Source organism: Natrinema caseinilyticum (assembly GCF_024227435.1).
In the GTDB taxonomy this organism is placed as follows: Archaea; Halobacteriota; Halobacteria; order Halobacteriales; family Natrialbaceae; genus Natrinema; species Natrinema caseinilyticum.
Genome location: NZ_CP100445.1, coordinates 1,681,510 through 1,705,918, shown reverse-complemented (window position 1 = coordinate 1,705,918; position 24,409 = coordinate 1,681,510). Strand labels below are relative to the sequence as shown.

The following is a 24,409-nucleotide window of genomic DNA, read 5'->3' as shown; positions in this document are numbered from 1 at the left end:
CACGCTCGTCACACCCGCTCGGGTAACCAGCCGCCGTCGACTTCGATATTCTCCCCGCTGACGTACCCAGTATCCGGGTCGAGGAAGAAATACAGCGGCTGAACGAGATCGTCGAAGCTCGCGGGTCGCCCGCGGGGCAGTTCCTCGGGGAACTCGTCGGAGTTTTCGACGACGTACGGCGAGATGGCGTTGACGGTTATCCCGTCGTCGCACGTATCCGCCGCGAGCATGCGCGTGAACATCATCACGCCGGTCTTTGCGACGAAGTAGGGGAAGTTCTTCGGACTCACGAGTCCCCTCTCGCTCGAGGCGTACCCGAGGTTTACGATTCGGCCGTACCCGGTCTCTCGCATCCCGGGAAGCGCTCGCTTCGAACAGAGGTACGTTCCGTTGAGGTTGGTCTCGATGACCCGGTTCCAGGTCTCGAACTCGAGATCCGACCAGTGTGACGGCGCGAAATCGCCGACGTTGTTCACCAGCACGTCGACCGGTCCGAGTTCGGATTCGACGACGGCGAAGAGGTCGTCGACGTCGTCCGGGTCGGTCACGTCGCCCTGTACCGTCACCGCCTCGGGTGCCCCGCGCTCGAGCGCCGCCGCGGCGACGTCGCGGGCCGCCTCGGCGCTCGTTCGGTAGTGAACCGCCGTCCGTGCGCCACAGTCGGCCGTCGCCAGCAACAGTTCGCGACCGACGCCGCTCGCGCTGCCCGTGACGAGCACCGTTCGATCGGAGAGATCTGGTCCGTCCATGCATCCCTCCTGGTCGACTGTGTGGAAAAAACATCTGGAACTGAAACACCGTTGAATGTTTCGAGAATAGGGATTTACATCATTCCGAGTCAGTAGTTGGTACTATGAAGTTAGAAACCGTGCTCCTCGCCGTCGGACCCAGCGACGCGGACCGGAGCGGTAAACTGGCCGAAGCGGTCCTCGAGGTAGCAACGCCCGCCGACGCGACCGTCGTTCTCGCTCACGTCTTCACCAGCGACGAATACAACGACGTGCTCGATCGCCTCGAGTTCGATCGAACCGTCGACGAAATCGACCCCGACGCCGTCGCGGCGCGCCACTCGACGATTCACGAGCTCCGTGACGTCTTCGACGAACACGACGTCGAGTACGAGATCCGTGGGGCGGTCGGCGACCACGGGTCGTCGATCGTCGATCTGGCGTCGAGTTCCGGCGCCGATCGCGTCGTCGTCGGCGGACGGCGTCGGTCGCCGACCGGGAAAGCCGTCTTCGGCTCGACGGCCCAGGAAGTGTTGCTGTCGGCACCCTGTCCGGTCACGTTCGTCCGGAGCGACGAACACGCCGATTGACCACGGGTCGGCGGATTCCCGGTCTGCCGTCGACCTCGAGTCGGAGCGGACGCGACTCCGCTGTGACGAACGCGCATCGTTCCGGGAATACTGCACTCACGAGAACCCTTAAGCGGGTGGCCCGACCACTGTGCCGGTATGGCAATCGATACAGTATTACTCGCCGTCGGGCCGATGGACACAGTGCGCGCACCGGAACTCGCGGAGACGGTTCTCGAGATCGCGGACCCCCTCGGCGCGAAAGTCGTGATCGGTCACGCCTTCACCGAAGACGAATACGAGGACGTCCACGACGATCTCGGCTTCACGGCGCGTGCGGCGGACGTGGATCCGGACGAGGTCGCGGCTCGCCGTTCCCCGGTTCCCGAACTTGCCGAACGGTTCGAGGAGGCCGGTGTCGAGTACGAGATCAAAGGAGCACTCGGCGAAGTCGGTGACGAAGTCGTCGACATGGCGATCGACGTGAACGCGGATCGAATGGTCGTCGGCGGCCGCCGCCGCTCGCCCGCGGAAAAGGCCGTTCTCGGCTCCGTCTCGCAGGAAATTATCCTCCAGGCGCCCTGTCCGGTCACGTACTTCCGCGATCTCGACGTCATGGAGTGACGACGCGAGCCGCCGCCGATTCCCCGTTCGCTCCGCGGGCCCGATTTCGCTTCCCGCCTGCAGGTGAGCCGCGTTTCGGTGGCGCTCGTCGCCACACCGCTTTCGTTCTCCTTTCCCCCTCTTCTCTTCATCCTCATCCCTCCCCCTCCCTCGTCGCCCTCATCCCTCCTTTTCCTCTCTGCACTCACCATCGCTTCCTCCCTCCGTCCCCCTTTCGCTCCCCTTTCTGTCTGCGGTTCCCGTCGCGATTTCCACCGTGTCCGTAACGTATCGAAATCGCTACTCGTTGCCGAGTATAATCTGGGTAGTTAAGTACGGCCGCGTTCGTCCACTAGGATAACATGGTCTACTATGCGGGCGTCGATCTCGGCGCGACCAACGTCCGGGCCATCGTCGCCGAGCCCGATGGGACGACGATCGGCTCGAGTCGCCGATCCACGCCGCGCGGGCCGACAGGTATCGACGTAACGGAAGGGGTGCTCCGAACGCTTCGCGAGGCGTGCGGACAGGCGGGGATCGACCCCGAGCGGATCGCGGCCGCCGGGATCGGGTCGATCGGCCCGTTCGACCTCGCGGAAGGGACCGTGATCGATCCGGCGAACCTGCCCGATTCGATCGATCGGATTCCGCTGACGGGGCCGATCGCGAAGCTGATCGACAGCGACGACGTGCACCTTCACAACGACACGACGGCGGGCGTCATCGGAGAGCGGTTTCACGCCGCCAGCAACCCTGACGACATGGTTTACGTCACTATCTCCTCCGGGATCGGAGCCGGCGTCTGCTGCGACGGGGAGATCATGGGCGGCTGGGACGGCAACGCCGGCGAGGTCGGTCACTACGTCGTCGACCCGTGCGGCCGATTGACCTGCGGCTGCGGTCGCGACGGCCACTGGGAGGCCTACTGTTCCGGGAACGGCATCCCGAACTACGCTCGACTGCTCGCCGAAGACGACCCGACAATCACGACGGCCCTCCCGCTCGACGGGCCGGACTTCACGGCGAAAGATGTCTTCGACCTCGCGGGCGAGGACGAGCTCGCGGACTACGTCATCGAACAGCTGGCACACTGGAACGCGGTCGGCGTCACCAATATCGTCCACGCGTTCGCGCCGATCGTCGTCTCCTTCGGCGGTGCGGTCGCGCTGCACAACGAGGAACTCGTCGTCGACCCGATCCGCGAGCGCGTCGCGGAGATGGTGATGACCAACGTCCCCGAGATCCGCGTCACCGATCTCGGCGACGACGTCGTCGTCGAGGGCGCGCTCGCCAGCGCCATGACCGAGGGAACCGGCGACCGGCGGCGGCTGCGCGGCTGAACCGCTGGGACCTGCCGATCTCGACGGCGGTCTCCAATTCCTCCCCGTTCCGGCCATCGACGATCGACGATATCGTCGTCACAGTGCCCGATTCCGGTTTTCTCGGTCGACTCGGCACTACTGACGTCCTCGAGTAGCCTCGCACCGACGGGTGCACGCTCAGCCACGGATACGAGTAATCACGTCTTTGTAGCTGCATCGCACTGCTGTGACCATGGAGCGGAGAGCGTTCCTTCGAGCGAGTGGCGCTGCCGGTCTCGCACCCCTATCGATCTCGTCGACGGCGTCTCGAGCGGTCGCCGCGACCGACGGGCAGGGGGCCTACGAGCCGCTGGGCAGCCTCGCGATTACGGGCGCGGCGGAGGCGGTCGCCGGCGACGACGGCGAGACCGCCTACGTTGCGGCGACGACCGGCTTGGTCACCGTCGACGTGAGCGACCCCGCCGAGCCCGCGCTGCTCGCCGAGGAACGCGACGTCGAGATCGGCGGCTCGCCGCTGACCCAGATCCTCGACGTGAGCGTCGACGGCGACCGACTGGTCGTCGCGGGGCCGGCCAATCCGGGGTTCGGCGTCGCGGGCGTTCGTCTGTACGACGTGAGCGATCCCGCCGATCCCGTCTCGATCGCCGACTTCGAGACGGACTACCACATCCACAACTGCGTTCTCGAGGGCGACCGGCTGTACGTCGTCGCGAATACGCGATCGGAAAACCCACTCGTGATATTCGACGTCGGCGGCGACGAGATCGCGCAACTCGGCTACTGGTCGCTTCTCGAGCGCGAGCCGGGCTGGGGAGAAATCGACATGCTCGCGCGCTACCTCCACGACGTCTCCGTTCGTGACGAGACGGCGTATCTTCCCCACTGGAACGCCGGTACGTATCTGGTCGACGTCTCCGACCCGACCGACCCCGCGTACGTCACTCACGTCGCCGACACCACGCTCGAGGAGCAGCGAGCCATCGCCGACTGGCGGACCGCAGTGTACGGACTTCCGGGCAACGATCATTACGCCGCGGTCGACGACACCGGGGGGCTCGTGGCGGTCGGTCGGGAGGCCTGGGCGACGGGCGCCGACGAGCCGGACAGACCGGGTGGGATCGACCTCTACGACGTGTCCGATCCGACGGACCCCGTCGAGCGGGGACGTATCGATCCCCCGCGAACGACCGACGAGTCCTACCGAGCCGGACTGTGGACCACGTCGCACAATTTCGAGCTTCGCGGCGAGCGTCTCTACTCGTCGTGGTACCGGGCCGGGGTGAAGATCCACGACGTGTCCGATCCCGAGAACCCGAAACGGCTCGCCTGGTGGCGCGATCCCGCCGAGACAGCGTTCTGGACGGCTCGCGTTCTCTCGCCCGGCGAGACGTTTCTCGCGTCCAGCACGGAGGCGATTCCCGACACGTCGCTCGAGGGTGCGCTCTATACGTTCCCGATCGAGGCCGGCGAGCAGGCTGACCCGCCGTCGGTACGGGACCCGGAGAGCTGGCGCGGCGCGGCAAACGGGACGAACGAGACGACCGATACCGGCGGTGGGATGCCGAACGACACCGGCGGACAGCGCGGGGAGAACGACGATTCGATCCCGGGATTCACCGGCGTTGCGGGGCTGGCAGGCGGAGCGGTTGCACTGGAGTGGCTTCGCCGCCGCCGCGAGAACGTTCAGGATTAATTCGGCGGATTCGGACCGCGTAACCTAACTTATTCACCGCTCGAGTTCCTACAGGTAGCAATGACCGATTCCGACGACGATCCGTCCCTCCGGGAACGCGTCGAGGCGTGGTTGGCACGCGAGATGCCGATCATCCAGATGCACGGTGGAACCAGCGCGGTGCGAGCGGCCGACCCCGAGACCGGGGAGGTCGTCATCGAACTCGGCGGCGGATGTACGGGGTGTTCGGTCAGCGACGTCACGACGGGTAACATCGAGGCCGAACTCATCACCTGGCCGGAAATCGAGACGGTCACGGTCCGAGTGCCCGACGCGCGCGACAGTCTCGGCGGACCGGACCAGCCCGAGTCGATCATGGGAGTCGACCGTACCGAAGGCGGCCGCGGCGACTGGGGATCGTCGAATCCGGGAAAAGACCACCTGTGAGGCGCCGACGGCACCACGATTCGGCGACAGCGACGTGTCATGTGCCCATCGTTGACAGGGCCGGCGCGTTTTGGCAAGTCCTATATCCTTTTACGCGCCCATTACGGAACCGTACATCATGACGAGTAGATGCCCGCAGGCAGGAGGTGTCGGCGATGGGTGACGGACCCGAATCCGACGAGGACGATCCCGACGCCGAGACCGACGGCGGCGTGCGCGCCTATACCGTCCGACTCGAACTCGTCGACGAGCCCGGCGAATTACTTCGCGCGCTCACACCGATCGCCGACAGCGGCGGCAATCTGCTGAGCATCCACCACGAACGCGGCAACATTACGCCTCGCGGGCACATCCCCGTCGAGGTCGACCTCGAGTGTCCCCCGGACCGCTTCGACGGCATCGTTCAGGCGCTGCGCGACGCCGGCGTCAACGTCATTCAGGCCGGCGAAGAACACTACGGCGAGGAAGTAAACGTCGTGCTGGTCGGACACCTCGTCGAGACCGACCTCTCGAACACGCTCTCTCGGATCGAAGACGAGGCCGACGCCGTCGTTCTCGACCTCTCGCTGGCCGCCCCGGACGGGACTGCGGGTGTCGCGAGCGCTCGCGCCCGGCTGGCGATCGACTCCGGTCGGTCGGCGGAGGCGCTCGCAGCCATCCGTTCGATCGGGACGGACAAGGATCTGACCGTTGTCGAACCCCTGCTGGGAGGTGAGGCCTGATGCGTCTCGCGATTCTCGGCGCCGGTGACGTCGGCCGTTCGGTCGCCGACCTCGCGGGCGAGTACGGTCACGAGGTCGTCGCCATCGCCGACTCGACGGACGCCGCGACCGATCCCAACGGCATCGCCGTCGCGGACGTCCTCGAGCGTAAGGTCGGCGGTGAGGCGCTCGGTACCCGCGATCCCGGGGCCGTCTTCGAAACGGACTACGACGTCCTCGTCGAGGCGACGCCGACGACGCTCGACGACGCCGAGCCCGGCTTTTCGCACGTCCGGCGCGCGCTCGAGGACGACCGCCACGTCGTCCTCGCGAACAAGGGCCCGGTGGCCGAGCGGTACGCGGAACTCCGCGCGCTCGAATCGGAGAGCGCCGGCTCGATCCGGTTCGAGGCGACCGTCGGCGGTGCGATCCCGATCCTCTCGACGATCGAGGACTGTACGCCACAGGCGGTCACCGCGGTCCGCGGGGTCTTGAACGGCACCGCGAACTTCATTCTCACTCGGATGGCCGCCGAGGGCCTCGACTACGAGCACGTCCTCGCGGAGGCCCAGGACCTGGGCGTCGCCGAGGCCGATCCGACGTTCGACGTCGACGGCACCGACGCCGCACTGAAGTTCGTCATCCTGGCCAACGTACTGGCCGACGGCGGCTTCGCACTCGACGACGCGACGGTCGAGGGCATCCAGACCATCCCCGGCAGCGCGCTCGACCTCGCCGCGGAGGACGGCCGCACGATCAGGCTCATCGGCGAAGCGACCCGCGACGGCGTTCGCGTCGGACCGCGGCTCGTCGCCGAAAACGGCGCTCTCGCCGTGTCCGGCACCCGAAACATCGTCCAGATAGAAACCCGCAACGCCGGGTCGCTCCACTCGAGCGGTCGCGGCGCTGGTGGGCCGGAGACGGCGACCGCGGTGCTCTCCGACGTCGGCCGCCTCCCGCCCCTGTAAACCCGACTCCGGCGCTTCCGTTCTTCGCCGCCTCCCGTCTCCTCGTGTCGGTTCGCTCGAGTCGCTTCGGGTCCCACTCGAGCGAGCGTCGCCCGGCGTTCGTGCAGGCGATATCCGTCAGCCGGACCTTCCGTGGCGTGTGAATACTAGGCAAACCGCAAGACAGCGGCGGGTTCTCCTGAATACGCTTTCGAAATGGTTTTAACCGCAACGAGCCAAGGACACCGATATAAGCGCCTCTGCGCGTGAGCTACAACAATGAGCGAACGACACCAGAACCTGGCCATCATCGGTCACGTTGACCACGGGAAGAGCACGCTCGTGGGACGACTCCTCTACGAGACAGGGAGCGTACCCGAGCACGTCATCGAACAGCACCGCGAGGAAGCCGAGGAGAAAGGCAAAGGCGGCTTCGAGTTCGCCTACGTCATGGACAACCTCGCCGAAGAGCGCGAACGCGGTGTGACCATCGACATCGCCCACCAGGAGTTCTCGACCGACGAGTACGACTTCACGATCGTCGACTGTCCCGGTCACCGCGACTTCGTCAAGAACATGATTACGGGCGCATCCCAGGCGGACAACGCCGTCCTCGTCGTCGCCGCCGACGACGGTGTCGCGCCCCAGACCCAGGAGCACGTCTTCCTGGCTCGCACCCTCGGTATCGACGAACTCATCATCGGCATCAACAAGATGGACGTCGTCGACTACGAGGAGTCGACGTACGACGAGGTCGTCACCGAAGTCGAGCAACTGCTCAAGCAGGTCCAGTTCAACACCGACGACGCGTCGTTCATCCCGATCTCGGCGTTCGAGGGCGACAACATCGCCGAGCGGTCGGACAACACGTCCTGGTACGACGGCGAAATCCTGCTCGAGGCCCTGAACGACCTGCCGGAGCCGGAGCCGCCGACGGACGCGCCGCTCCGACTCCCGATTCAGGACGTCTACACGATTTCGGGTATCGGTACCGTCCCCGTCGGACGTATCGAGACCGGTGTCATGAACACGGGCGACAACGTCTCCTTCCAGCCCAGCGACGTGGGCGGCGAGGTCAAGACGATCGAGATGCACCACGAAGAGGTGCCCAAAGCCGAGCCCGGTGACAACGTCGGATTCAACGTCCGCGGCATCGGCAAAGACGACATCCGCCGCGGTGACGTCTGTGGCCCCGCCGACGACCCGCCGAGCGTCGCCGAGACGTTCCAGGCCCAGATCGTCGTCATGCAGCACCCGTCCGTGATCACCGCCGGCTACACGCCGGTCTTCCACGCCCACACGGCGCAGGTCGCCTGTACGATCGAGTCCATCGACAAGAAGATGGACCCCTCGAGCGGCGAGGTCGCCGAGGAGAACCCCGACTTCATCCAGTCGGGCGACGCTGCTGTGGTCACCATCCGACCGCAAAAGCCCCTCAGCATCGAGCCGTCCAGCGAGATTCCCGAACTCGGGAGCTTCGCAATCCGCGACATGGGTCAGACCATCGCCGCCGGCAAGGTCCTCGACGTCAACGAGAAATAAATGCAGCAAGCACGCGTTCGACTCGCGGGCACCAGTCCCGACGACCTGGACGACATCTGTGACGACGTCCGCGAGATCGCGAACAACACCGGCGTCAACCTGAGCGGTCCGATCCCGCTGCCGACGAAGACCCTCGAGGTGCCGACCCGGAAATCGCCCGACGGCGAGGGCACCGCCACGTGGGAGCACTGGGAGATGCGCGTCCACAAGCGCCTGATCGATCTGGACGCCGACGAACGCGCACTCCGACAGCTCATGCGCATTCAGGTGCCCAACGACGTTTCGATCGAGATCGTCCTCGAAGACTGAGGCCCGTTCGATCGGACTCGAGTGCGAGGAGGAGTTTTCATCGTTTTTGCAGTCGCGAGTGGTGATCCGCCAGCGGCGGCCGCGTCCGTCGACCGTGCTGTGACCACTCCACGGTCACGGTCACGAACGACAGCAAGCGTCACGGTGACGGACGACAGCAACAGGGGACGCGGACCGTTCGATTTCCCGGCGGCATGACCAGTCCGTGCCGGAACTTTTGTCGCTCCGCGTCTCATTATCCGTATGGCGCGGCGCTCGCGGTCACGGTCACAGTCGGACACCTACCTGCGGTCCGATTCGGGGCGAACCGACGGCTCGGAGCCCGGGACGGGCAGCCCGATCCTCGAGTTGCTCGTCGTCTTCGTCCTCGTCTTCGTCGTCCAGGGTCTCACCTATTTTGCGGGCGTGATGGCCGGACTGTTCGTCCTCACACCGCCGTTGGCGACCAACCCGTGGACGATCGTGACGAGCGTCTACGCACACAATGGGGTCAGCCACCTCGTCTCGAACAGCGTCGCCCTCATCGTCTTCGGGTGGCCCGTGGCTCGAGCGACGACGCGGCTCCGCTTTCACGCCTTCTTCGTCGCGACGGGGGCGATCGCGGGCGTCTCCCAGATCGTCGTCACCGGACTGTTCGTCCCGAACCCGGGAGTTCTCGGTGCCAGCGGCGCCGTCTTCGCTCTCCTCGGCTATCTCATCGCCTCCAACCGGCTCTCGTCCGGCCTCGCTTCGTTCGTCGGCGTCCCGCGCTGGGCGTCGATCCTGACGTTCGTCGTCCTCGCAATCGCTGTTACGTTCGCGACCGCCTCGCCGGGTGTCGCCCTGATCGCCCACTTCACGGGCTTGCTCGTCGGACTGTTCGCCGGCCGCGCCGGCGTCCTCGCCGTCTCCGCCCGCGGTTCCAGCGATCGGGTTTCGGGCTGAACCGGACGATGAGACGCGAGAAAAGGAACCGAACTCGAGACGGAGTCGGCCTGGCGAGGCTTGTGGGCGCGTCTCGAAGCGGCCCCGAAACACAAGCCTCAAATAGAAACCGGGGGTAGGAACGTGCGAGGGCTCGTAGATCAGTGGCAGATCGCTTCCTTCGCAAGGAAGAGGCCCCGGGTTCAAATCCCGGCGAGTCCATGATTCTTGCGGCGCGAGCAAATTCGCGAGCGGCGCGAATCGTCGTCGAAGACGGGATTTGAAGCCCTGGAAGTCGCAGCGCGAGCGAAGCGAGCGACCGTCTTCCTTCGGGTTCAAATCCCGACGAGTCCACTCCTTCACGTCGCTTCGCTCGTTCAGTCGCGGACTCGCCGAACATCGCAAACGCTTCGCGTTTGCTCAATCCCGGCGAGTCAATTTTTGTATTGTACGAATAGTATTAGATTGATTTCGCCGAAATAGAGCCATTGTCTAAGATTCCCGGGCGGGGAAAATTGTAGAGCCAATGATTGTAATTCCCTAAAATGAGAAGTATTAAATTAATATAACCACTACATCCAATTATAAATCGTTCCGAATGGTTTCTATCGATAATAACATTTCTTTTAGCATCTCTTGTGTTCGTAAATGGCGATGGTAATACGACACCGAATATAATTGTGATACCGGTTATTATCGTCCTTTATGGCTTACCTGTATATTTGATTGTTCATTTTTTCCACAGTGTATACTTACGATCTCCATATAGCTGAGGGTATTTTCACTTAAGAGTGCATAAGAATTATAAATCCCATCGAAGGATATACACGGCGACCATGCTCTGGACGAGAAGAAAGCGGGCTGCGGTGACGCGCCTCGTCCGGGCTGTCGAAACCGTCGCGTCGACAATTCGGAACTCAGTTCTCGCTGTCCCACGTGCCGGTGATCGCGGCCCGATCTGACTGGACGGTGACGGTGACGTCTGCGCTCGTCTCCCGGTCGTCGACGAGATCGGTCTCGCCGGTGCGTTCGACGTCGGCGTCCGTTTCGAATTCGGCGATCGCGTCTTCCTCCGTTCCTTCCAGGTCTCCATCGGGGTACACCGAAACGAGCGTCGCGACGGCCTCGTCTTCGCTGCGGTGCAACGAGGAGACGAATTTGGACGCGTTTGCCAGGACGTCGCCGTCGTCCCCGACGTCTTCTCGCTCGGCCATGTCGTCGGGGTCGTCGGCATAGCCACCGATCACGATCTGTATCGGTTCCGGCCGACTCGAGCAGCCAGTCGAACCGGTCTCGGTGCTCGTGTTGTCGGTCGACGGCCCCGACGCTGGCGTCGACGAGCGTTTCGACTGTCGTCCGTGCATCGACGTCCGATTCGTCGTCGCCGGAGCGGCCTCGGCCGACGTCGAACTGATCAGGAGGCTGTCGGCCACGCCAGCACCGATCGCAGGACACCACGACGGGAAGCCGTCACGCCAGTCCGCGCCCGTTGGGGGCGTCTATCGCGTGTCATCGGTGCAACTCTCGTGCTATCGCTACAGACAGATCGCCTACAACTGATTTCAGCACTCGATTAGTACCGATGTTGCCATCAACGGTATTCCTTCCCTGAATACGATTCACAGTCTACGGCTGGCACCAAATCTAATTCCCAACGGCGAGAAGCCGAATGATCATATAATGATATTATTAATTGTTTATATACTCGAGGATAATATCGAACACTGATAAAGTTGGTTTATAACTTTAAAATTTTAACTGGCCCGAAAGAGAACATTTATGTCTTTAGAGTCTTATCTGCATTTAATGCGTGGAATACTCGCTGGGGAAGCAGAAAACGTTAATCACGACCATCTCACAGAATTTGCTTCCGAGCCGTGGTACGAATCTACTATACTGGAGTCTGACAAATTCAGCGCCATTCACGTCCATCACGGCGATCGAGCACCGACCTCTCATCGAGCAATCGAAACGGGATCGATTCGGTATCTACGCCACGGGGTTATCCGTCAGTCCCCCTACGATTCCGAAGAAGAACTGGCAACTGAACTGCTCGAAAGCCCCGAGACGGTATTGCCACAGCTCGATGGCTCCTTTCTGCTCTGTGCCTTCGATGACGAGGATCTGGTCGTTGGCACCGATCGCCTCGCCTCGAAACGACTGTATTCGTCATCGGATCCCGTTATCGTCAGTTCGTCACTTGCAGCACTCACTAGCCACCTGACCGACCCGGAGATCGACCCCCGGACAGTCGGTGACCTCCTGACGTTCGGCTACGCCTGGAACGACCACTCGCTCGTAAAGGGCGTAGATACAGCACCGATAGCGAGCTACATCCAGGCGTCCGACCCTGTTCCACACCGATATACCTCCTACGTTTCGTCGGTGCACGCCGGTTCGAACTCGTACGTTAGTCGAGTGAGAGCAGAATACCGGGACGCTGTTAGATCGTGTACCGAGAGTGCGGATCGAGACGATCGTATCGGAACGTGGCTTTCCGGAGGTCTCGACAGTCGACTCGCAGTGAAGGAACTGAGCGATGCAGCAGAAAACATTCGAACCATTACGTATGATGGGAATCCGGCGGACGGAACGAATCTCGAACCCGCAAAGGAGATCGCGGCTACATTAGGTATCAGCCACGAAATCGGTGAGTTCACTCCGAATGGGACGGCCGAATATCTCGACAAAGCCGCACTGCTTACGGACGGAATGAAGACGTGGCGGTACATTCACGGTGTCGATTTCATCTTTGGCGAACTCTCGGACCACGTTGATGTCATGCTGGATATCTCGGGCCAGGGAGAGGTGTTCGGCGATGATATCTTTACCGAGACACTCAAACAACCGAACAAAGCGGCCTTGGTCAACGCGCTCTACGACGATTTAGCTACTTTCGACGCAAGTGAGGTGCTTACGGCGCCATACTCCGGCCGTCAGACGACCGCGAAGGCGGTCGATGGCGCGACTGGCAACACGGTCTACGAAACCGGCTCAGATGTCCTCTACGCGAATTATTTCCGCAATCACTACCGAGGGGATCTCGTCGGCTCTCAGGTCGATACTCGAGCGCCGCTGACGAGTCGCACGCTTCTAGAACACACCGCAGCTCTCCCGCCGAAGCTCCGTCAACACCACTTCCCCATGACTGGTGGAAAAATTCCGCAGGCAGTCGCGCCACTGAAACTCAAACTCGCCCAACAAATGAACTCGCTCGACGACGTAACATACGAGCGAACGAACCTCTCGCCGAAGTGGCCCCAACCGATACAGCTTCTCGGCGCCGCATACGTTAAAGTCGCACACGATAGGTACGGAATGAAAGCAAACTGGTATCGCTCTCACACCACTCTCCGGCGGACGGTCGACGACCGCCTGGAAACCATGACCGATCTCGACTTCATCGATGCGAACGCGGTAACGCAACTACAGGACGACGTGCTATCCGGCGACGACAGCGCGCTCCACCCGATCGCCGTCCTGTCGTCCATCGGAAGCTGGCGCCAGCAGGTATTCTGACCGCCACCTCTCCCGGGAGAAGGCGCTTTCTCGTCAGTATCGCCGTTCCGTCGGAGCGCACGCCTCCGGCAGCTCACCGCCGCTCGTATCGGTAAGCCAGTTGCGGAACCCGTTCAGCAGCGTCTGGTAGTTCGAGAGGGTGGAACGGCTCACGTCGGAGGGCTTGTCTTCCAGATATCGAGTCAGTACGTCGCGCGGTCGCGTTGCGTTCGTGGCGTGTCGTACTTCGGGAGTCCGAATGCGGGAGCGGCGGACTCACGTAGAAACCCCGTCCCTTCGTCACCGAGTCCGCTTCTGCCCTCCCGCGCAGTTCGAAACGACTCGTTCGAGCAACTCGACCGTGGTCTCGAGAGTGGTGATCGCCGGCCGCAACGTGATCGGCTCGGAAAGTTGCGTGTCGAGCGTCTCGACCTCGCGAAGGACTTCCTCGAGACAAATACGCGTGAACTGGCTGCTATCGGTCATCTGCGACCGCCTCCGGTAGCCGTCACTGGCATGGTCCGTCTTCCCGCCTGTCGTCGCGGTTACACCCTCGAGCGACGACCTCTCCTTCGGCTCGAGTGATCCGATAAAACCGCGATGCAGCGGCTCTCGGGACGTTTTATCGGTCTGCCCATCCGAAATTCCTTCGGTGGGTCGTGTGTGAGTATACATCGTCATCAGTGCAAGCGAGGACACAGGACCGGTGCCTCACCACCCGGTCGATTTCGTTCACATCGCCAACCTCCCCCCTCTAATTTAGGCGGTTATAGTCGGACACTGATAACGTTCTGAAGAGTGCGACGCAGTCCTGATCGGGCACACCCGCGCTTTTCCATCCCCGCGGACGGCGCACTCGCGACTGCGGGTGCCCGCGGCCTCGAGCACCGCCTGAAGAACGCCGAGACGAATCGACGCGAGTCGTGACCCTCGAGGGAGACGGTTCGGAAGGCGGGGCCGATCGCAACGGAGCCGATCCGACTCGTCGACCGCGTTCCGAAGCGCTATAGTAGTCGTTGAAAGTCAGTGCACACCCCGCTCGCGAAGTCGCGGCCAGCGAAGACTCGCTGGCCGCGTCACTGCGAGCGGTGAGTAAATCGTTTCAACGACTACTATACATCGCGGCGACGACGCGAAGTCGTCGATAATCCGCGGTCCACGTCCCTTTCTGAAACAGGTCCTCGCGGAGGCGGTCCTCGACCCCCGAGATCACCGACGGCTGTTCGTCGTCGGGGATCGGCGCGAGGAGACTGTCGCCGAACATCTCGAGCCAGTCCGCGAGTCCGTTCGTCCCGTTCTCGAGTTCGGTCGGTCGGTCGAAGAGCGTCGCGGATCGCGTCTCGAGCCCGTGCGATTCCAGTTTCGAGGCGTAGTCGCCGATGCTCGGGAAGTACCACGGGGCATCGACGTCGTAGCCGCGTTCCGCTGCTTCGACACGGACTGCGTCGACGATCGCCGCGACGTTACCCGCCCCGCCGAGTTCGGCGACGAACCGGCCACCGGGATCGAGCGCGTCGGCGACCGACTCGAGAACGGCGTCCTGGTCCGGAATCCAGTGAAGTGCGGCATTGGAGAACACCGCGTCGAACGGCTCGTCGAACGAGAAGTCGCGGGCGTCCGCGCAAACGAATTCGCACTCGGGGTAGGTATCGCGAGCCTTCGAAATCATCTCGTCCGAGGCGTCGAGACCGACCGCAGTCGCTCCCGAATCGGAGATCCGCGCCGTGAGGTGGCCGGTTCCACACCCGAGGTCGAGGATCCGTTCCCCCCGTTCCGGCTCGAGAAGATCCACGACGCCTTCGCCGTACTCGAAGACGAAGGAGTGGCCCTCGTCGTACTTATCCGACTCCCACTCGTTAGTCGACTCCCCGTCCGGGTCGGCCATGTGGGCCGCGTACTCTGCGAGTGTACTTCTAATTGCCCATCTACGAGAGCGTCGGTTTCGATCACGGTCGATCGACGGCCACGGATTCGTTCGGGAGCGTCGGAGCCGTCGTCGCGATACTGCCGCCGTCGTGTCGGATTCACGAACGCCGCCCGAGGAAACGCTCCGAGAACGAGACCGGGACGCGGATTCTCATCGCCGGGTCTCGAGGAGGCGATTGTACGACCAGGCGAAGACGTATCCGCTGGTAAACGCGTCGACGAACGCCCAGGCGGCCCCGATGAGGAGTCCGGATAGCGTTTCGCTGAACCCGCGATACATGTCGGCGAGGAGCTGTTCCCATCGCTCGCCCCAGCCGAATCGAGCCGTAAGACCGAGCAGTGCGACTGCGCCGGCCCAGAACAGTCCACACGCCAGTCCGAACGCGTCCGGGTCGAGTCGAGCCGGTTCCCGGTTCGCTGCGGGTTGCGTGGCTTCTCTCGGTTGGGAAATCGATTCTACCGTCGGATGTGCTGTTTCTTCGCTCATGGATACTCTCTGCGTGTCCGTTTCGAACGACAGAACTGCGCCGACCGACACACGCTAACGGAGGACGAGAAGCGTAATAAACCCGTGACGATACTGCCGAACACAATTCCGAGCGGAGAACGGTCCCGCCTGGTGATCGAACCGTCGGTCGATTTGACAGCTGTAGTCGGTCCACGATAGCTGGGCTTCGGCGGCGCAGGTGTTGCTCGAGCGTGGGATGTGGGTCGCTCCGCCAGCGGCAGCCGCGGTGACTCGTCGTTTCATTCGATCAGTCGTGGCCTCGCCGGGATTGAGCAAACGCGAAGCGTTTGCGATGTTCGGCGAGACCACTCCTTCACGTCGCGTCGCTCGTTCAGTCGTGGCCTCGCCGGGAGTAGTCGCCATCGCCGATACCGGAACCGTCACCACGAAAAATTCGGTCGGTGGAGCGTCGTGTGCGACCGGTCGCTCAAATACCCGTCCGAACGACTGTTTCCGTGCCGTCGCCGGTGACGGCGACGATATTCTCACCGTCTGCACAGGTGAACGTTTCGCCGACAGCTCCCGCCGACCCACCACCGCTCGAGCAGTGTACCGTCTCGGTATTCGCTCCGAGCTGCGTAATCGTCACTTCGTGGGGAGTAGCGGTCTGATTGACCGTGACTCCGGCCTGGGCAGGCGCGCTCTGGTCGCTTCCCATGTCTATCACGAACGCCGCAATCACGGCGGCGAGAATCACTGTAATCGCGATCATCAGGATGACACCCACGACGGGTGAGACGGCGCGCTCGTCGGCTGTTCCTCCCGGTTTCTGTCGGATCGATTTTCCATCCATGGTCTGGTGTTGCCACATCGGCCGCGAACGGAGAGGACCGCGTCCGTACTCCCGTCGTCCGGATCGAACGGTGCGGGGTATGTGCGACGACCCGCACTCGGTTCCTCGAGATCGCTTACCGATGCTAATTGCTGTAGTTCACCCAAGCGATATAAATTTAAACAATCACAAATTTATTTTAATATAATACGAAAGAGAGTATACACTCAACGGCCGTTCTATCGGTGTCTGCGGCTGTCCGACGGGTACCTTACCGTGGTCCGTCATTTTCCATCGCCTCAGCATTTAAACCGTAGCGATCGGTCCGACGACCTCCGGTTCCACCTGCCGGGACACGGGACTCGAGGAGAACGGTCCGAGCCCGTGCCAGCCGCTCTCGAACGATCGCTCGCACGGGCGGACCGACGACGAAACGGTTCTTCAGGCGGTTCGGTCGGTCGCTCGGATCTCTATGTGGCCGGTACGAGAGACGGATATCGACCATCGCTGATACTGAAAGCTGACCCGGACCTCTCGAGCATCTGCGCCGTGCCGTGGGGTCCCGACGAGACGGTCGAGTCCCCGCGGGTCGATCGCCCGATAAAGCGGGGGAAGGTCGGTCGTGTCACTCGCGGTGATCTCCGCGAGCGCGGAGATCACGGCTACGCTCGGCGCAATCGTCTGCGGATCGTATCGAACGCGATAGGTGTTCGTCTCGACGTCGAATTCGATCGGTCCAACTCGCTCACTCATCGGTTTCGTCGTCGAGAACGTGTTTTCCGAAGTGGTCGAACGGCTGCTTGTGTGAACTTTTGAGTATCTTCGAGTTGACGATCTCGAGCCCGAGATCGCAGAGTTCGTCGCTGATTCGGGCGATGTCGTCCGTCTCCGTTCCGACGGCCTCGACCTGAACGTTCTCTTTCCCGTTGAGGACCTCCTGGATCGTAACGACGCCACTGACGTCGCGTGCCGCCACCGCCAGCTGCTCGCGTCGCGGATTCGGTGCCGTACAGATAAAGAGGACGTGTAGTTGTAGTCCGGCCTTGTCGTAATCGACGACCGGGTGATATCCGGAGATGATTCCCTCCGCTTCGAGTTGTTCGATTCGGTTTCGCACCGTACTGGCCGACACCCCAATTCTGTCGGCCATCTCTCTGGTAGTAAGTCGCCGCGCATCTCGCTGGAGGAGATACAGGACGGCTTTGTTCGTCTCGTCTAAATCCATTCTCCATTTCGCAAATGACTGCCCTCTCCTTGTCTTTTTCGTACCTCAAATCCGAATAAATGATGATATCGAAATATGGCACACGGAACGGACAGTTTCCGATCTCGCGGTTGTGGAATAAGCAATTCGTCTCGGCCCGGCTGGGACGGAGACCGGGTGTCGCTCGTCGGCCGCTCCTCGGACGCGAGGACAGCACCGGATTCGCACCCGCCCCACAGGCGATCCGGCCGTGACACCGAGACCGCGACCGAACACCCGGCGGGCCCGTTCGAATACGGCTGCGGATACGTCGGGGGGACCGTTACCGTTTCGACCAGGCGATCCCACTCTTCCGGTCGATGTGACGGCACGCCACGACACGTATCCCGGTCGGCCGCGTTGCAGACGACATGACTGCCGTAATCGTTGCGCTTCGTGACCGACTTCTCGTCTGTACCGACGACGGAACCGAACCCGAGGAGTGGACGACCAGAACCACACTCGAGGGAGGCGCCCTCGAGTGTGTCGCCGCTCGCCCCGACGCACCGAACCGAGTCTTCGTCGGGACCGTCGAGAACGGCCTCCTTCGAAGTAGCGACGGCGGCGAGACGTTCGAGCGTCTCGATCCGGCGTTCGACCCGATGGACTCCCCTTCCGCTCCGATGGCCGGGGAAACCGCGGGCGATTCCGGGCGCGAGGACGATGCCGTGATGTCGGTGGCCATCAGCCCGCACGACTCGCGGGTCGTTTACGCCGGGACCGAACCCAGTCGGATCTACAGATCGAGCGACGCCGGCGATTCCTGGTCTCGGCTCGAGGGACTGACCGACCTCCCGTCGGCCGACGAGTGGTTCTTCCCGCCGCGGCCGTACACGCATCACGTTCGCTGGCTGGCGGTCGATCCGTTCGATCCGGAGCGACTCTACGTCGGGATCGAAGCCGGTGCGTTCGTCTACACGCCCGACGGTGGCGAGACCTGGCGCGAGCGGCCCCCGGGTTCCCGTCGGGACAATCACTCCCTCGCGATTCACCCGAGGAAGGCGGGTCGAGTCTACGCCGCGGCCGGCGACGGCTACGCCGAGAGCGACGACGGCGGTCGGTCGTGGCGACGGCCGCAGGACGGCCTCGAGCACCGGTACTGCTGGTCGGTCGCTCCCGACCCCAGAGATCCGGCCCGCGTCTTGCTCTCGAGCGCGCGCGGTCCGCGGACGGCTCATACCGCGAGCAGGGCAGACTCGGCCGTGTATCGGAAACGCGGCGATTCGTGGGAACGGCTCGAAGACCGTGGTCTCCCGACCGGAGAGGGTGTCGTCCGTACCGTATTCGCGACCACCGGTGAGCCGGACGTCGTCTACGCCGTCAACAACCGCGGGGTGTTCCGCACCCGTGATTTCGGCGACTCGTGGAGTCGCCTGGGTATCGACTGGGGACGTGAACTCGAGGGTCAGACGCCGCGCGGGCTGACGGTCGTGTGAGCCCGGTCGGCCGTGAGTTCCGGATGTCGGCGCCACGCTCGCCGATTCCCCGGATCTCGCCGGTCTCGGCCACAGTCTCGGTCGGTGGGGGGCAAACCGGCGAACCGGATCGGCTTCGACGCAGCGGCGGCGTGGGACGACCGATTCGTTCCCGCGATACTTGCGCCCGTCCAAACGGTTTCACCCTCGATTAAACGAAAAATAAGGTTAAATCCCTCCGCCGATGTCGATCACGGAGCAACCGCTCGTTGCTCCGCGAACCGTATGACAACTGCGACAACCACCACCAACGACGAATGAAACGAACCCGACGCGGAATACTCTATACTACAACAGGAGTCACCGGATACGCTGCGCTCGCGGCTGGTGTCTCAGCAGAAGGACAACCGCTCGACAGCCCGGGTCGCTTCTGTCCACGAACCGATCGCGACGCACCAACCGCCCCCGACGACCGTGCGACGGAGCCCCGATCGCGGGGACCCGTCGCGGAGATCGGCGCGAGCGAAACGACCGTCGAAGCCGGCACCGAAGTCACGTTCGACGCGACCGGTACCACGGGCGACATCGAGGTGTATGCGTGGGAGTTCGGCGACGGGACCGATCCGATGTCGACGTCGGACGACCGCGTCGCTCACACGTACGCGGAGCCGGGAGAGTACACTGCCGTGCTCGCCGTTCGTGACGCGAACGGTGAGTACGACAAGGATTCGATTTCGCTCACCGTCTCCGACGTCACCGAAACGGACACGCCCGTCTCGAACGACTCGACGTATCGTGGGAAGGTCGAGGCCGCGATCCACGACGAGGTGAACGCGGTCCGAGCCGAGGAAGGTCTGAATCAGCTCGCGTTCGACGAGCGAGTCGCCACGGTTGCGCGCGGCCATAGCAGGGATATGGCCGAGAACGACTTCTTCAGCCACGTGACGCCCGACGGCGAAACCGTCCGTGACAGATTCGAAGAAGAAGGACTCGTCTGCCGGTCCATGGCCGAAAACATCCTCTATCAGCCCGCCGCCGACGACCCGGTGACGGCGGCGAAAGCGTGCGTCGAGAGCTGGATGGGAAGCAGCGGACACCGTCGAAACATTCTCGACGAGCGATGGGACAGCGAAGGTCTCGGTGTCGTCGTCGACGAGTCCGGTCGGCTCTACGCGACGCAGAACTTCGACCTCGGGTGCTAACCGACACCAGTTGGTGAGGTTGTGGAACGATCCGTCCCGCAACGGTTCGCAGTGTGGGGGTTGCAGTCCGATATTTTGGCGGAGACGACATCGCAGCGCGAGCAGTGCCGATTCGGACGCGTATCGAAAACGCGCCGACTCGAGCGTCGGCTGAGGCGGAGTGGGGCCGGAACGGCGCCTCGTGGTCGATCTCCTTTGACATCTCTCAGTCGCGTCGGTGCGCTACCCCGTCGACGCGTTCTCGAGCGACGGCGGTCGCGACGGCGTGAGTCGGTGCGACGAGCGCACTGCTTACGACGGGTCCCGCGTACGGGACGATCGAGAGAAGCCACGCGGCGAGTCCGAGCGAGAGGACGAGCACGAAGATCGACCGGCCCGAACCGCGGGTGAGACGAGCGCTGTGGCGCAACGCTGCGATTGGCCCCGAACCGGTGACCGCGAAAGCGGGGGCGACGAAGAATCGCACCAGCGCGTAGAGGACCGCGACGAGCAACGGGATCCCGAAGAACAGCCCGATATCACCGAGCGAGCCGAACAGCCGACCCCCCGCGTCGAACAGCACGACGAGTCCGAGATACGCGACCACCGGCCGGCTCGATCGCCCTCCGGTGTGCGATCGATCGGCGCCCGTTCCGATGCCGTCGTCGAGGGCTCGAGCGATCGTGACCGTCCCGGCGACCGTGATGACCAGCAACGCGACGGCCTCGAGAGCGATACCCCACGCGAGGTACGGCAGTTTCAGGTCGACGATCCCGTCGGGCGCGCTGATCGCCAGCGTCTTCGTGCGGTAGATCGGCGCGGACGCACACGCGGGGGTCGAACGGGAACCTGCTTACGTCGTTTCCGTACGAGAATCGTCTCTCTCCGGTTTCTGCGTCGAATGCGATGAGTCGTTCGTTTCCGGCGTACACGGTGTCGTCGACTACCACCGGTGATGGGGGAGCGAACCCGCCGGTGCTCTCGAGGTCGCCCGCCCACGCGATCTGCGGGTCCTCCTTCGGTCCCGATGCCTCGGGATTGTAGCCGGTTCCGGTTGCGTCGTAGCGTACCATCGGCCAGTCGAGCGCCGACGAGTCCGGTCGGTCGGCGGTCGCGGCGTGACCACCGATCAGCCCGGCGCTTGCGAGGCTGGCGGCCGCGAGTAGCTGTCGTCTGGAGGGCATTCGATACCGTTCCGTTACGGATGGCGGGGTTTATATCACACGTCACATAGAAAAGTAAAATGGTCGGTCGCTCGCAGCCATCGCGGGTCCGTACTCGCCGAAAGCGCCTGAATTCGCATCCGATCGAGCCACGAGCGGCGGCTGTGAGCGGGTGGTCGCTTCGAAATCCTTTTAGGCGCTACACGGGGATAGTAGGGTAACTGAGTGATATCATGGACGTCGACATCATCTCCGAGGAGGAGAACCCCATGTTGCATCGAACCGACGTAACCTTCGAACTCGTCCACGAGGACGCCACGCCCTCCCGTCTGCAGGTTCGCGACAGCCTCGCCGCGAAACTCAACAAGGACGCCGACGAGGTCGTCATCCGCAAACTCGACACCAAGTTCGGAATGCGAAAGACCGTCGGCCAGGCGAAGGTCTACGACACCGCCGACTTCGCCCGCGAGGTCGAACAGGACCACATGCTCGAGCGAAACAAGATCGGTGCCGAAGACGCGGACGAGTCGGAGGCGGACGCCGAGGCGGAGGCGGAGGAAGCATAAATGGCGCGCTACGACCTCTACGCCGACGACGGCAGCACCGAAGGCGAACTCTGCCCCCGCTGTGGCGACGTCTTCCTCGCGGACCACGGCGACCGCAAGCACTGCGGGAAGTGCAATTACACCGAGTGGGAATAACGGTGCTGTGCCGAGCGCGAGCGAGGCACGGTCGACCCGCACGCGAGGAGAATCGATCCGCGACCCCCGATTTATGGAACCACCGGTCGTTTCCCAGCGTAACCGAACTCGTTCTCACCCGTGACGACTGACGTTCGTATCCTGGGGATCGAAGGGACCGCCTGGGCCGCCAGTGCAGCCCTGTTCGACGCCGCGTGTGACGACGTCTTCATCGAGAGCGACGCCTACCAGCCCGAAACCGGGGGAATTCACCCCCGTGAGGCTGCCGAACACATGCACGATGCCATCCCGACGGTCGTCGGACGGGCCCTCGAGTACGCCCGCGAGACCCACGACGGCCCGGCGACGGAGTCTCCGGTCGACGCGATCGCGTTTTCGCGCGGCCCCGGTCTCGGCCCCTGTCTGCGCGTCGTCGGTACCGCCGCCCGGGCGCTGAGCCAGGTCCTCGAGGTGCCACTCGTCGGCGTCAATCACATGGTCGCCCACCTCGAGATCGGCCGCCACACGTCCGGGTTCGAGGCACCGGTCTGTCTCAACGCGAGCGGCGCGAACGCACACTTGCTGGCCTACCGTAACGGGCGCTACCGCGTCCTCGGAGAGACGATGGACACCGGCGTCGGGAACGCGATCGACAAGTTCACGCGTCACGTCGGCTGGTCCCACCCCGGCGGCCCGAAGGTCGAGGCGGCCGCGAAAGACGGCGAGTACGTGGATCTCCCGTACGTCGTCAAGGGGATGGACTTCTCGTTTTCGGGGATCATGAGCGCCGCCAAGCAGGCGTCCGACGACGGCGTGCCGATCGCGGACATCTGCTACTCGCTCCAGGAGAACATCTTCGGGATGCTGACCGAGGTCTCCGAGCGAGCCCTGTCGCTGACCGGGAGCGACGAACTCGTCCTCGGCGGCGGCGTCGGGCAGAACGCACGCCTCCGGGAGATGCTGTCGGCGATGTGCGACCAACGGGGGGCACGGTTCCACGCGCCCGATCCCACATTTCTGCGGGACAACGCGGGCATGATCGCCGTCCTCGGCGCGAAGATGTACGACGCGAACGATACGCTCGCGCTCGAGGAATCGCGAGTCGACCCCGATTTCCGCCCGGACCAGGTTCCGGTGACATGGCGGACGGACGAGCCCGAACTCGCGGTCGGGCGTGGCGTCGCCGAGGCGCACGTTCGCGGCGCCGAGGCGCTCGTCGATATCGAGCCCGAAGCGGGCCGCGTGACCAAGCGCCGCGAGCCGAAGCGCTATCGCACCCCTCGACTCGACGACCGCCTCCGAAGCGAGCGGACGACGCTCGAGGCCCGTCTCACCAGTCTGGCCCGCCGCGAAGGGGTCCCGACGCCGGTCCTGTCCGACGTCGATCCTCGCGAGGCGCGCCTCGAACTCGAGTACGTCGGTGACCGCGACCTGCGGGACGGGCTCTCCGTCGAGCGGGTTCGCGAGGTCGGCCGGCACCTCGCGCGCCTCCACGCGGCGGGGTTCGTCCACGGGGATCCCACGACGCGGAACGTCCGCGTCGGTCGCCCGAACGGCGACGACGCCCGCGCCGAGCGTGCGGGTCGTGACGGCGAGGGGGACGAGGCGGCCGGGGACGGTGAGCGGACGTATCTCATCGATTTCGGGCTCGGCTACCACACCGACCACGTCGAGGACTACGCGATGGATTTGCACGTCTTCGACCAGAGTCTCGTCGGCACCGCCGACGACCCCGAACCGCTCCGCGAGGCTGTCCGTTCGGGGTACCGCGAGATCGGCGACGAACGGGTGCTCGAGCGATTGCGGGCCGTCGAGGAACGCGGCCGATACCGATCGTGAGCCGCCGACGGCCCTCGTGGCCCACGTGAATCACCGCCGAGTCTCGCGGGCCACTGCCGGCCGTTCTCGCGCGTTTGCGGTCGATCGATTGCACCGATCGTTACGGCACACAATACTCTTATCAGGGGAGGACGTATCACCGGCCATGGCAGAGAAGCCGACTTCCGGTGAAATTCTCGGGGTACCGTACAATTTCGAACGACCGAGCATCGGCCGTATGCTCTCGTCGTACTGGCAGCCCGGTGAGGGAATGCTCGTCGAGAAACCGTTCGGGGTCGGCTATACCCTGAATCTCGCCAACTGGCGCTCCTGGGTCGTCGTCCTGGTCGCGGGTGGGCTCCTGTGGCAACAGGAGAAAGGGTCGACGGAAGGGGGCGAAGACCGCGCTGACGAACCGGTCGAGGTCATCGTCGACGACAGCGAAACCGACGACTGACCGAC

Annotated in this window: 27 protein-coding genes and 1 tRNA gene; 19 read left to right on the top strand and 9 right to left on the bottom strand. The window is 63.6% G+C overall.

What is annotated here, in order from left to right; translation table 11 throughout:
* Positions 1-8 precede the first annotated feature (8 nt).
* Complete coding sequence (locus NJT13_RS08350) at positions 9-749, bottom strand: SDR family NAD(P)-dependent oxidoreductase (RefSeq protein WP_254525097.1); 741 nt, start codon at positions 747-749, stop codon at positions 9-11.
* A gap of 104 nt (positions 750-853) precedes the next feature.
* Between NJT13_RS08350 and NJT13_RS08345 the strand changes: the two genes are divergently transcribed.
* From NJT13_RS08345 to NJT13_RS08295, 11 genes are all read left to right on the top strand, one after another.
* Positions 854-1,318 (top strand): universal stress protein, encoded by a 465-nt coding sequence (locus tag NJT13_RS08345; protein WP_254525096.1) that lies wholly within the window; start codon positions 854-856, stop codon positions 1,316-1,318.
* Positions 1,319-1,456: 138 nt separating this feature from the next.
* On the top strand, positions 1,457-1,921 hold the full coding sequence (locus NJT13_RS08340; protein WP_254525095.1) for a universal stress protein: 465 nt from the start codon (positions 1,457-1,459) through the stop codon (positions 1,919-1,921).
* A 341-nt stretch (positions 1,922-2,262) separates the two neighbouring features.
* Positions 2,263-3,240 (top strand): ROK family protein, encoded by a 978-nt coding sequence (locus NJT13_RS08335; protein ID WP_254525094.1) that lies wholly within the window; start codon positions 2,263-2,265, stop codon positions 3,238-3,240.
* 214 nt (positions 3,241-3,454) lie between these two features.
* Positions 3,455-4,915: an LVIVD repeat-containing protein gene (locus NJT13_RS08330; RefSeq protein ID WP_254525093.1), complete on the top strand. Its 1,461-nt coding sequence runs from the start codon at positions 3,455-3,457 to the stop codon at positions 4,913-4,915.
* Positions 4,916-4,975: 60 nt separating this feature from the next.
* Positions 4,976-5,341 carry a NifU family protein gene (locus tag NJT13_RS08325; RefSeq protein WP_254525092.1) on the top strand — a complete coding sequence of 122 codons (366 nt, stop codon included), beginning with the start codon at positions 4,976-4,978 and terminating at the stop codon, positions 5,339-5,341.
* Positions 5,342-5,496: 155 nt separating this feature from the next.
* Positions 5,497-6,063 (top strand): amino acid-binding protein, encoded by a 567-nt coding sequence (locus tag NJT13_RS08320; RefSeq protein WP_254525091.1) that lies wholly within the window; start codon positions 5,497-5,499, stop codon positions 6,061-6,063.
* The gene (locus tag NJT13_RS08315; protein WP_254525090.1) at positions 6,063-7,010 is read left to right on the top strand and encodes a homoserine dehydrogenase; all 948 of its coding nucleotides are present in this window, start codon (positions 6,063-6,065) and stop codon (positions 7,008-7,010) included. Before NJT13_RS08320 ends, NJT13_RS08315 begins: the two co-directional genes overlap by 1 nt.
* Before the next feature lie 258 nt (positions 7,011-7,268).
* On the top strand, positions 7,269-8,531 hold the full coding sequence (tuf, locus tag NJT13_RS08310) for a translation elongation factor EF-1 subunit alpha (RefSeq protein ID WP_254525089.1): 1,263 nt from the start codon (positions 7,269-7,271) through the stop codon (positions 8,529-8,531).
* Positions 8,532-8,840, top strand: a complete 309-nt coding sequence (gene rpsJ, locus NJT13_RS08305; protein ID WP_004215311.1) for a 30S ribosomal protein S10 — start codon at positions 8,532-8,534, stop codon at positions 8,838-8,840. It abuts the gene before it with no gap.
* Between the two features lie 243 nt (positions 8,841-9,083).
* The gene (locus NJT13_RS08300) at positions 9,084-9,764 is read left to right on the top strand and encodes a rhomboid family intramembrane serine protease (protein WP_254525088.1); all 681 of its coding nucleotides are present in this window, start codon (positions 9,084-9,086) and stop codon (positions 9,762-9,764) included.
* A 129-nt stretch (positions 9,765-9,893) separates the two neighbouring features.
* Positions 9,894-9,965 (top strand) — tRNA-Ala (locus tag NJT13_RS08295).
* A 695-nt stretch (positions 9,966-10,660) separates the two neighbouring features.
* Here the strand turns inward: NJT13_RS08295 and NJT13_RS08290 are convergent.
* The gene (locus NJT13_RS08290) at positions 10,661-11,176 is read right to left on the bottom strand and encodes a hypothetical protein (protein WP_254525087.1); all 516 of its coding nucleotides are present in this window, start codon (positions 11,174-11,176) and stop codon (positions 10,661-10,663) included.
* A 373-nt stretch (positions 11,177-11,549) separates the two neighbouring features.
* On the opposite strand from NJT13_RS08290, the gene NJT13_RS08285 reads away from it, so the two are divergent.
* Positions 11,550-13,262 (top strand): asparagine synthase-related protein, encoded by a 1,713-nt coding sequence (locus tag NJT13_RS08285; protein ID WP_254525086.1) that lies wholly within the window; start codon positions 11,550-11,552, stop codon positions 13,260-13,262.
* Between the two features lie 279 nt (positions 13,263-13,541).
* Here NJT13_RS08285 and NJT13_RS08280 read toward each other — a convergent pair whose 3' ends face one another.
* On the bottom strand, positions 13,542-13,727 hold the full coding sequence (locus NJT13_RS08280) for a hypothetical protein (RefSeq protein ID WP_254525085.1): 186 nt from the start codon (positions 13,725-13,727) through the stop codon (positions 13,542-13,544).
* 312 nt (positions 13,728-14,039) lie between these two features.
* On the opposite strand from NJT13_RS08280, the gene NJT13_RS23180 reads away from it, so the two are divergent.
* Positions 14,040-14,168 carry a hypothetical protein gene (locus tag NJT13_RS23180; RefSeq protein WP_256549424.1) on the top strand — a complete coding sequence of 43 codons (129 nt, stop codon included), beginning with the start codon at positions 14,040-14,042 and terminating at the stop codon, positions 14,166-14,168.
* Positions 14,169-14,343: 175 nt separating this feature from the next.
* On the opposite strand, the gene NJT13_RS08275 is transcribed toward NJT13_RS23180, so the two are convergent.
* From NJT13_RS08275 to NJT13_RS08255, 5 genes are all read right to left on the bottom strand, one after another.
* Positions 14,344-15,126 carry a class I SAM-dependent methyltransferase gene (locus tag NJT13_RS08275; protein WP_254525084.1) on the bottom strand — a complete coding sequence of 261 codons (783 nt, stop codon included), beginning with the start codon at positions 15,124-15,126 and terminating at the stop codon, positions 14,344-14,346.
* A gap of 192 nt (positions 15,127-15,318) precedes the next feature.
* On the bottom strand, positions 15,319-15,654 hold the full coding sequence (locus tag NJT13_RS08270) for a bacteriophage holin (protein WP_254525083.1): 336 nt from the start codon (positions 15,652-15,654) through the stop codon (positions 15,319-15,321).
* Between the two features lie 448 nt (positions 15,655-16,102).
* Positions 16,103-16,468 (bottom strand): type IV pilin domain-containing protein, encoded by a 366-nt coding sequence (locus tag NJT13_RS08265; RefSeq protein WP_254525082.1) that lies wholly within the window; start codon positions 16,466-16,468, stop codon positions 16,103-16,105.
* Positions 16,469-16,888: 420 nt separating this feature from the next.
* Positions 16,889-17,200: a HalOD1 output domain-containing protein gene (locus tag NJT13_RS08260; protein WP_254525081.1), complete on the bottom strand. Its 312-nt coding sequence runs from the start codon at positions 17,198-17,200 to the stop codon at positions 16,889-16,891.
* Positions 17,193-17,672: an Lrp/AsnC family transcriptional regulator gene (locus NJT13_RS08255; RefSeq protein WP_254525080.1), complete on the bottom strand. Its 480-nt coding sequence runs from the start codon at positions 17,670-17,672 to the stop codon at positions 17,193-17,195. Before NJT13_RS08255 ends, NJT13_RS08260 begins: the two co-directional genes overlap by 8 nt.
* A gap of 389 nt (positions 17,673-18,061) precedes the next feature.
* Here NJT13_RS08255 and NJT13_RS08250 point away from each other — a divergent pair, with 389 nt between their 5' ends.
* Positions 18,062-19,126, top strand: coding sequence for a WD40/YVTN/BNR-like repeat-containing protein (locus NJT13_RS08250; protein ID WP_254525079.1), 1,065 nt, complete (start codon positions 18,062-18,064; stop codon positions 19,124-19,126).
* A gap of 296 nt (positions 19,127-19,422) precedes the next feature.
* On the top strand, positions 19,423-20,307 hold the full coding sequence (locus NJT13_RS08245) for a CAP domain-containing protein (protein WP_254525078.1): 885 nt from the start codon (positions 19,423-19,425) through the stop codon (positions 20,305-20,307).
* Positions 20,308-20,512: 205 nt separating this feature from the next.
* Here the strand turns inward: NJT13_RS08245 and NJT13_RS08240 are convergent, their stop codons facing one another.
* Positions 20,513-21,001: a hypothetical protein gene (locus NJT13_RS08240; RefSeq protein WP_254525077.1), complete on the bottom strand. Its 489-nt coding sequence runs from the start codon at positions 20,999-21,001 to the stop codon at positions 20,513-20,515.
* A 681-nt stretch (positions 21,002-21,682) separates the two neighbouring features.
* On the opposite strand from NJT13_RS08240, the gene NJT13_RS08235 reads away from it, so the two are divergent.
* The 4 genes from NJT13_RS08235 to NJT13_RS08220 all read left to right on the top strand — a co-directional run bounded on the left by NJT13_RS08235 (position 21,683) and on the right by NJT13_RS08220 (position 24,404).
* Positions 21,683-22,015 (top strand): 30S ribosomal protein S24e, encoded by a 333-nt coding sequence (locus NJT13_RS08235; protein WP_254525076.1) that lies wholly within the window; start codon positions 21,683-21,685, stop codon positions 22,013-22,015.
* Positions 22,016-22,150 (top strand): 30S ribosomal protein S27ae, encoded by a 135-nt coding sequence (locus tag NJT13_RS08230; RefSeq protein ID WP_254525075.1) that lies wholly within the window; start codon positions 22,016-22,018, stop codon positions 22,148-22,150. It abuts the gene before it with no gap.
* 120 nt (positions 22,151-22,270) lie between these two features.
* Positions 22,271-23,968 carry a bifunctional N(6)-L-threonylcarbamoyladenine synthase/serine/threonine protein kinase gene (locus NJT13_RS08225; protein WP_254525074.1) on the top strand — a complete coding sequence of 566 codons (1,698 nt, stop codon included), beginning with the start codon at positions 22,271-22,273 and terminating at the stop codon, positions 23,966-23,968.
* A gap of 145 nt (positions 23,969-24,113) precedes the next feature.
* Entirely contained in the window at positions 24,114-24,404 is a 291-nt protein-coding gene (locus tag NJT13_RS08220) for a DUF5808 domain-containing protein (protein ID WP_254525073.1), read from the top strand.
* Positions 24,405-24,409 lie beyond the last annotated feature (5 nt).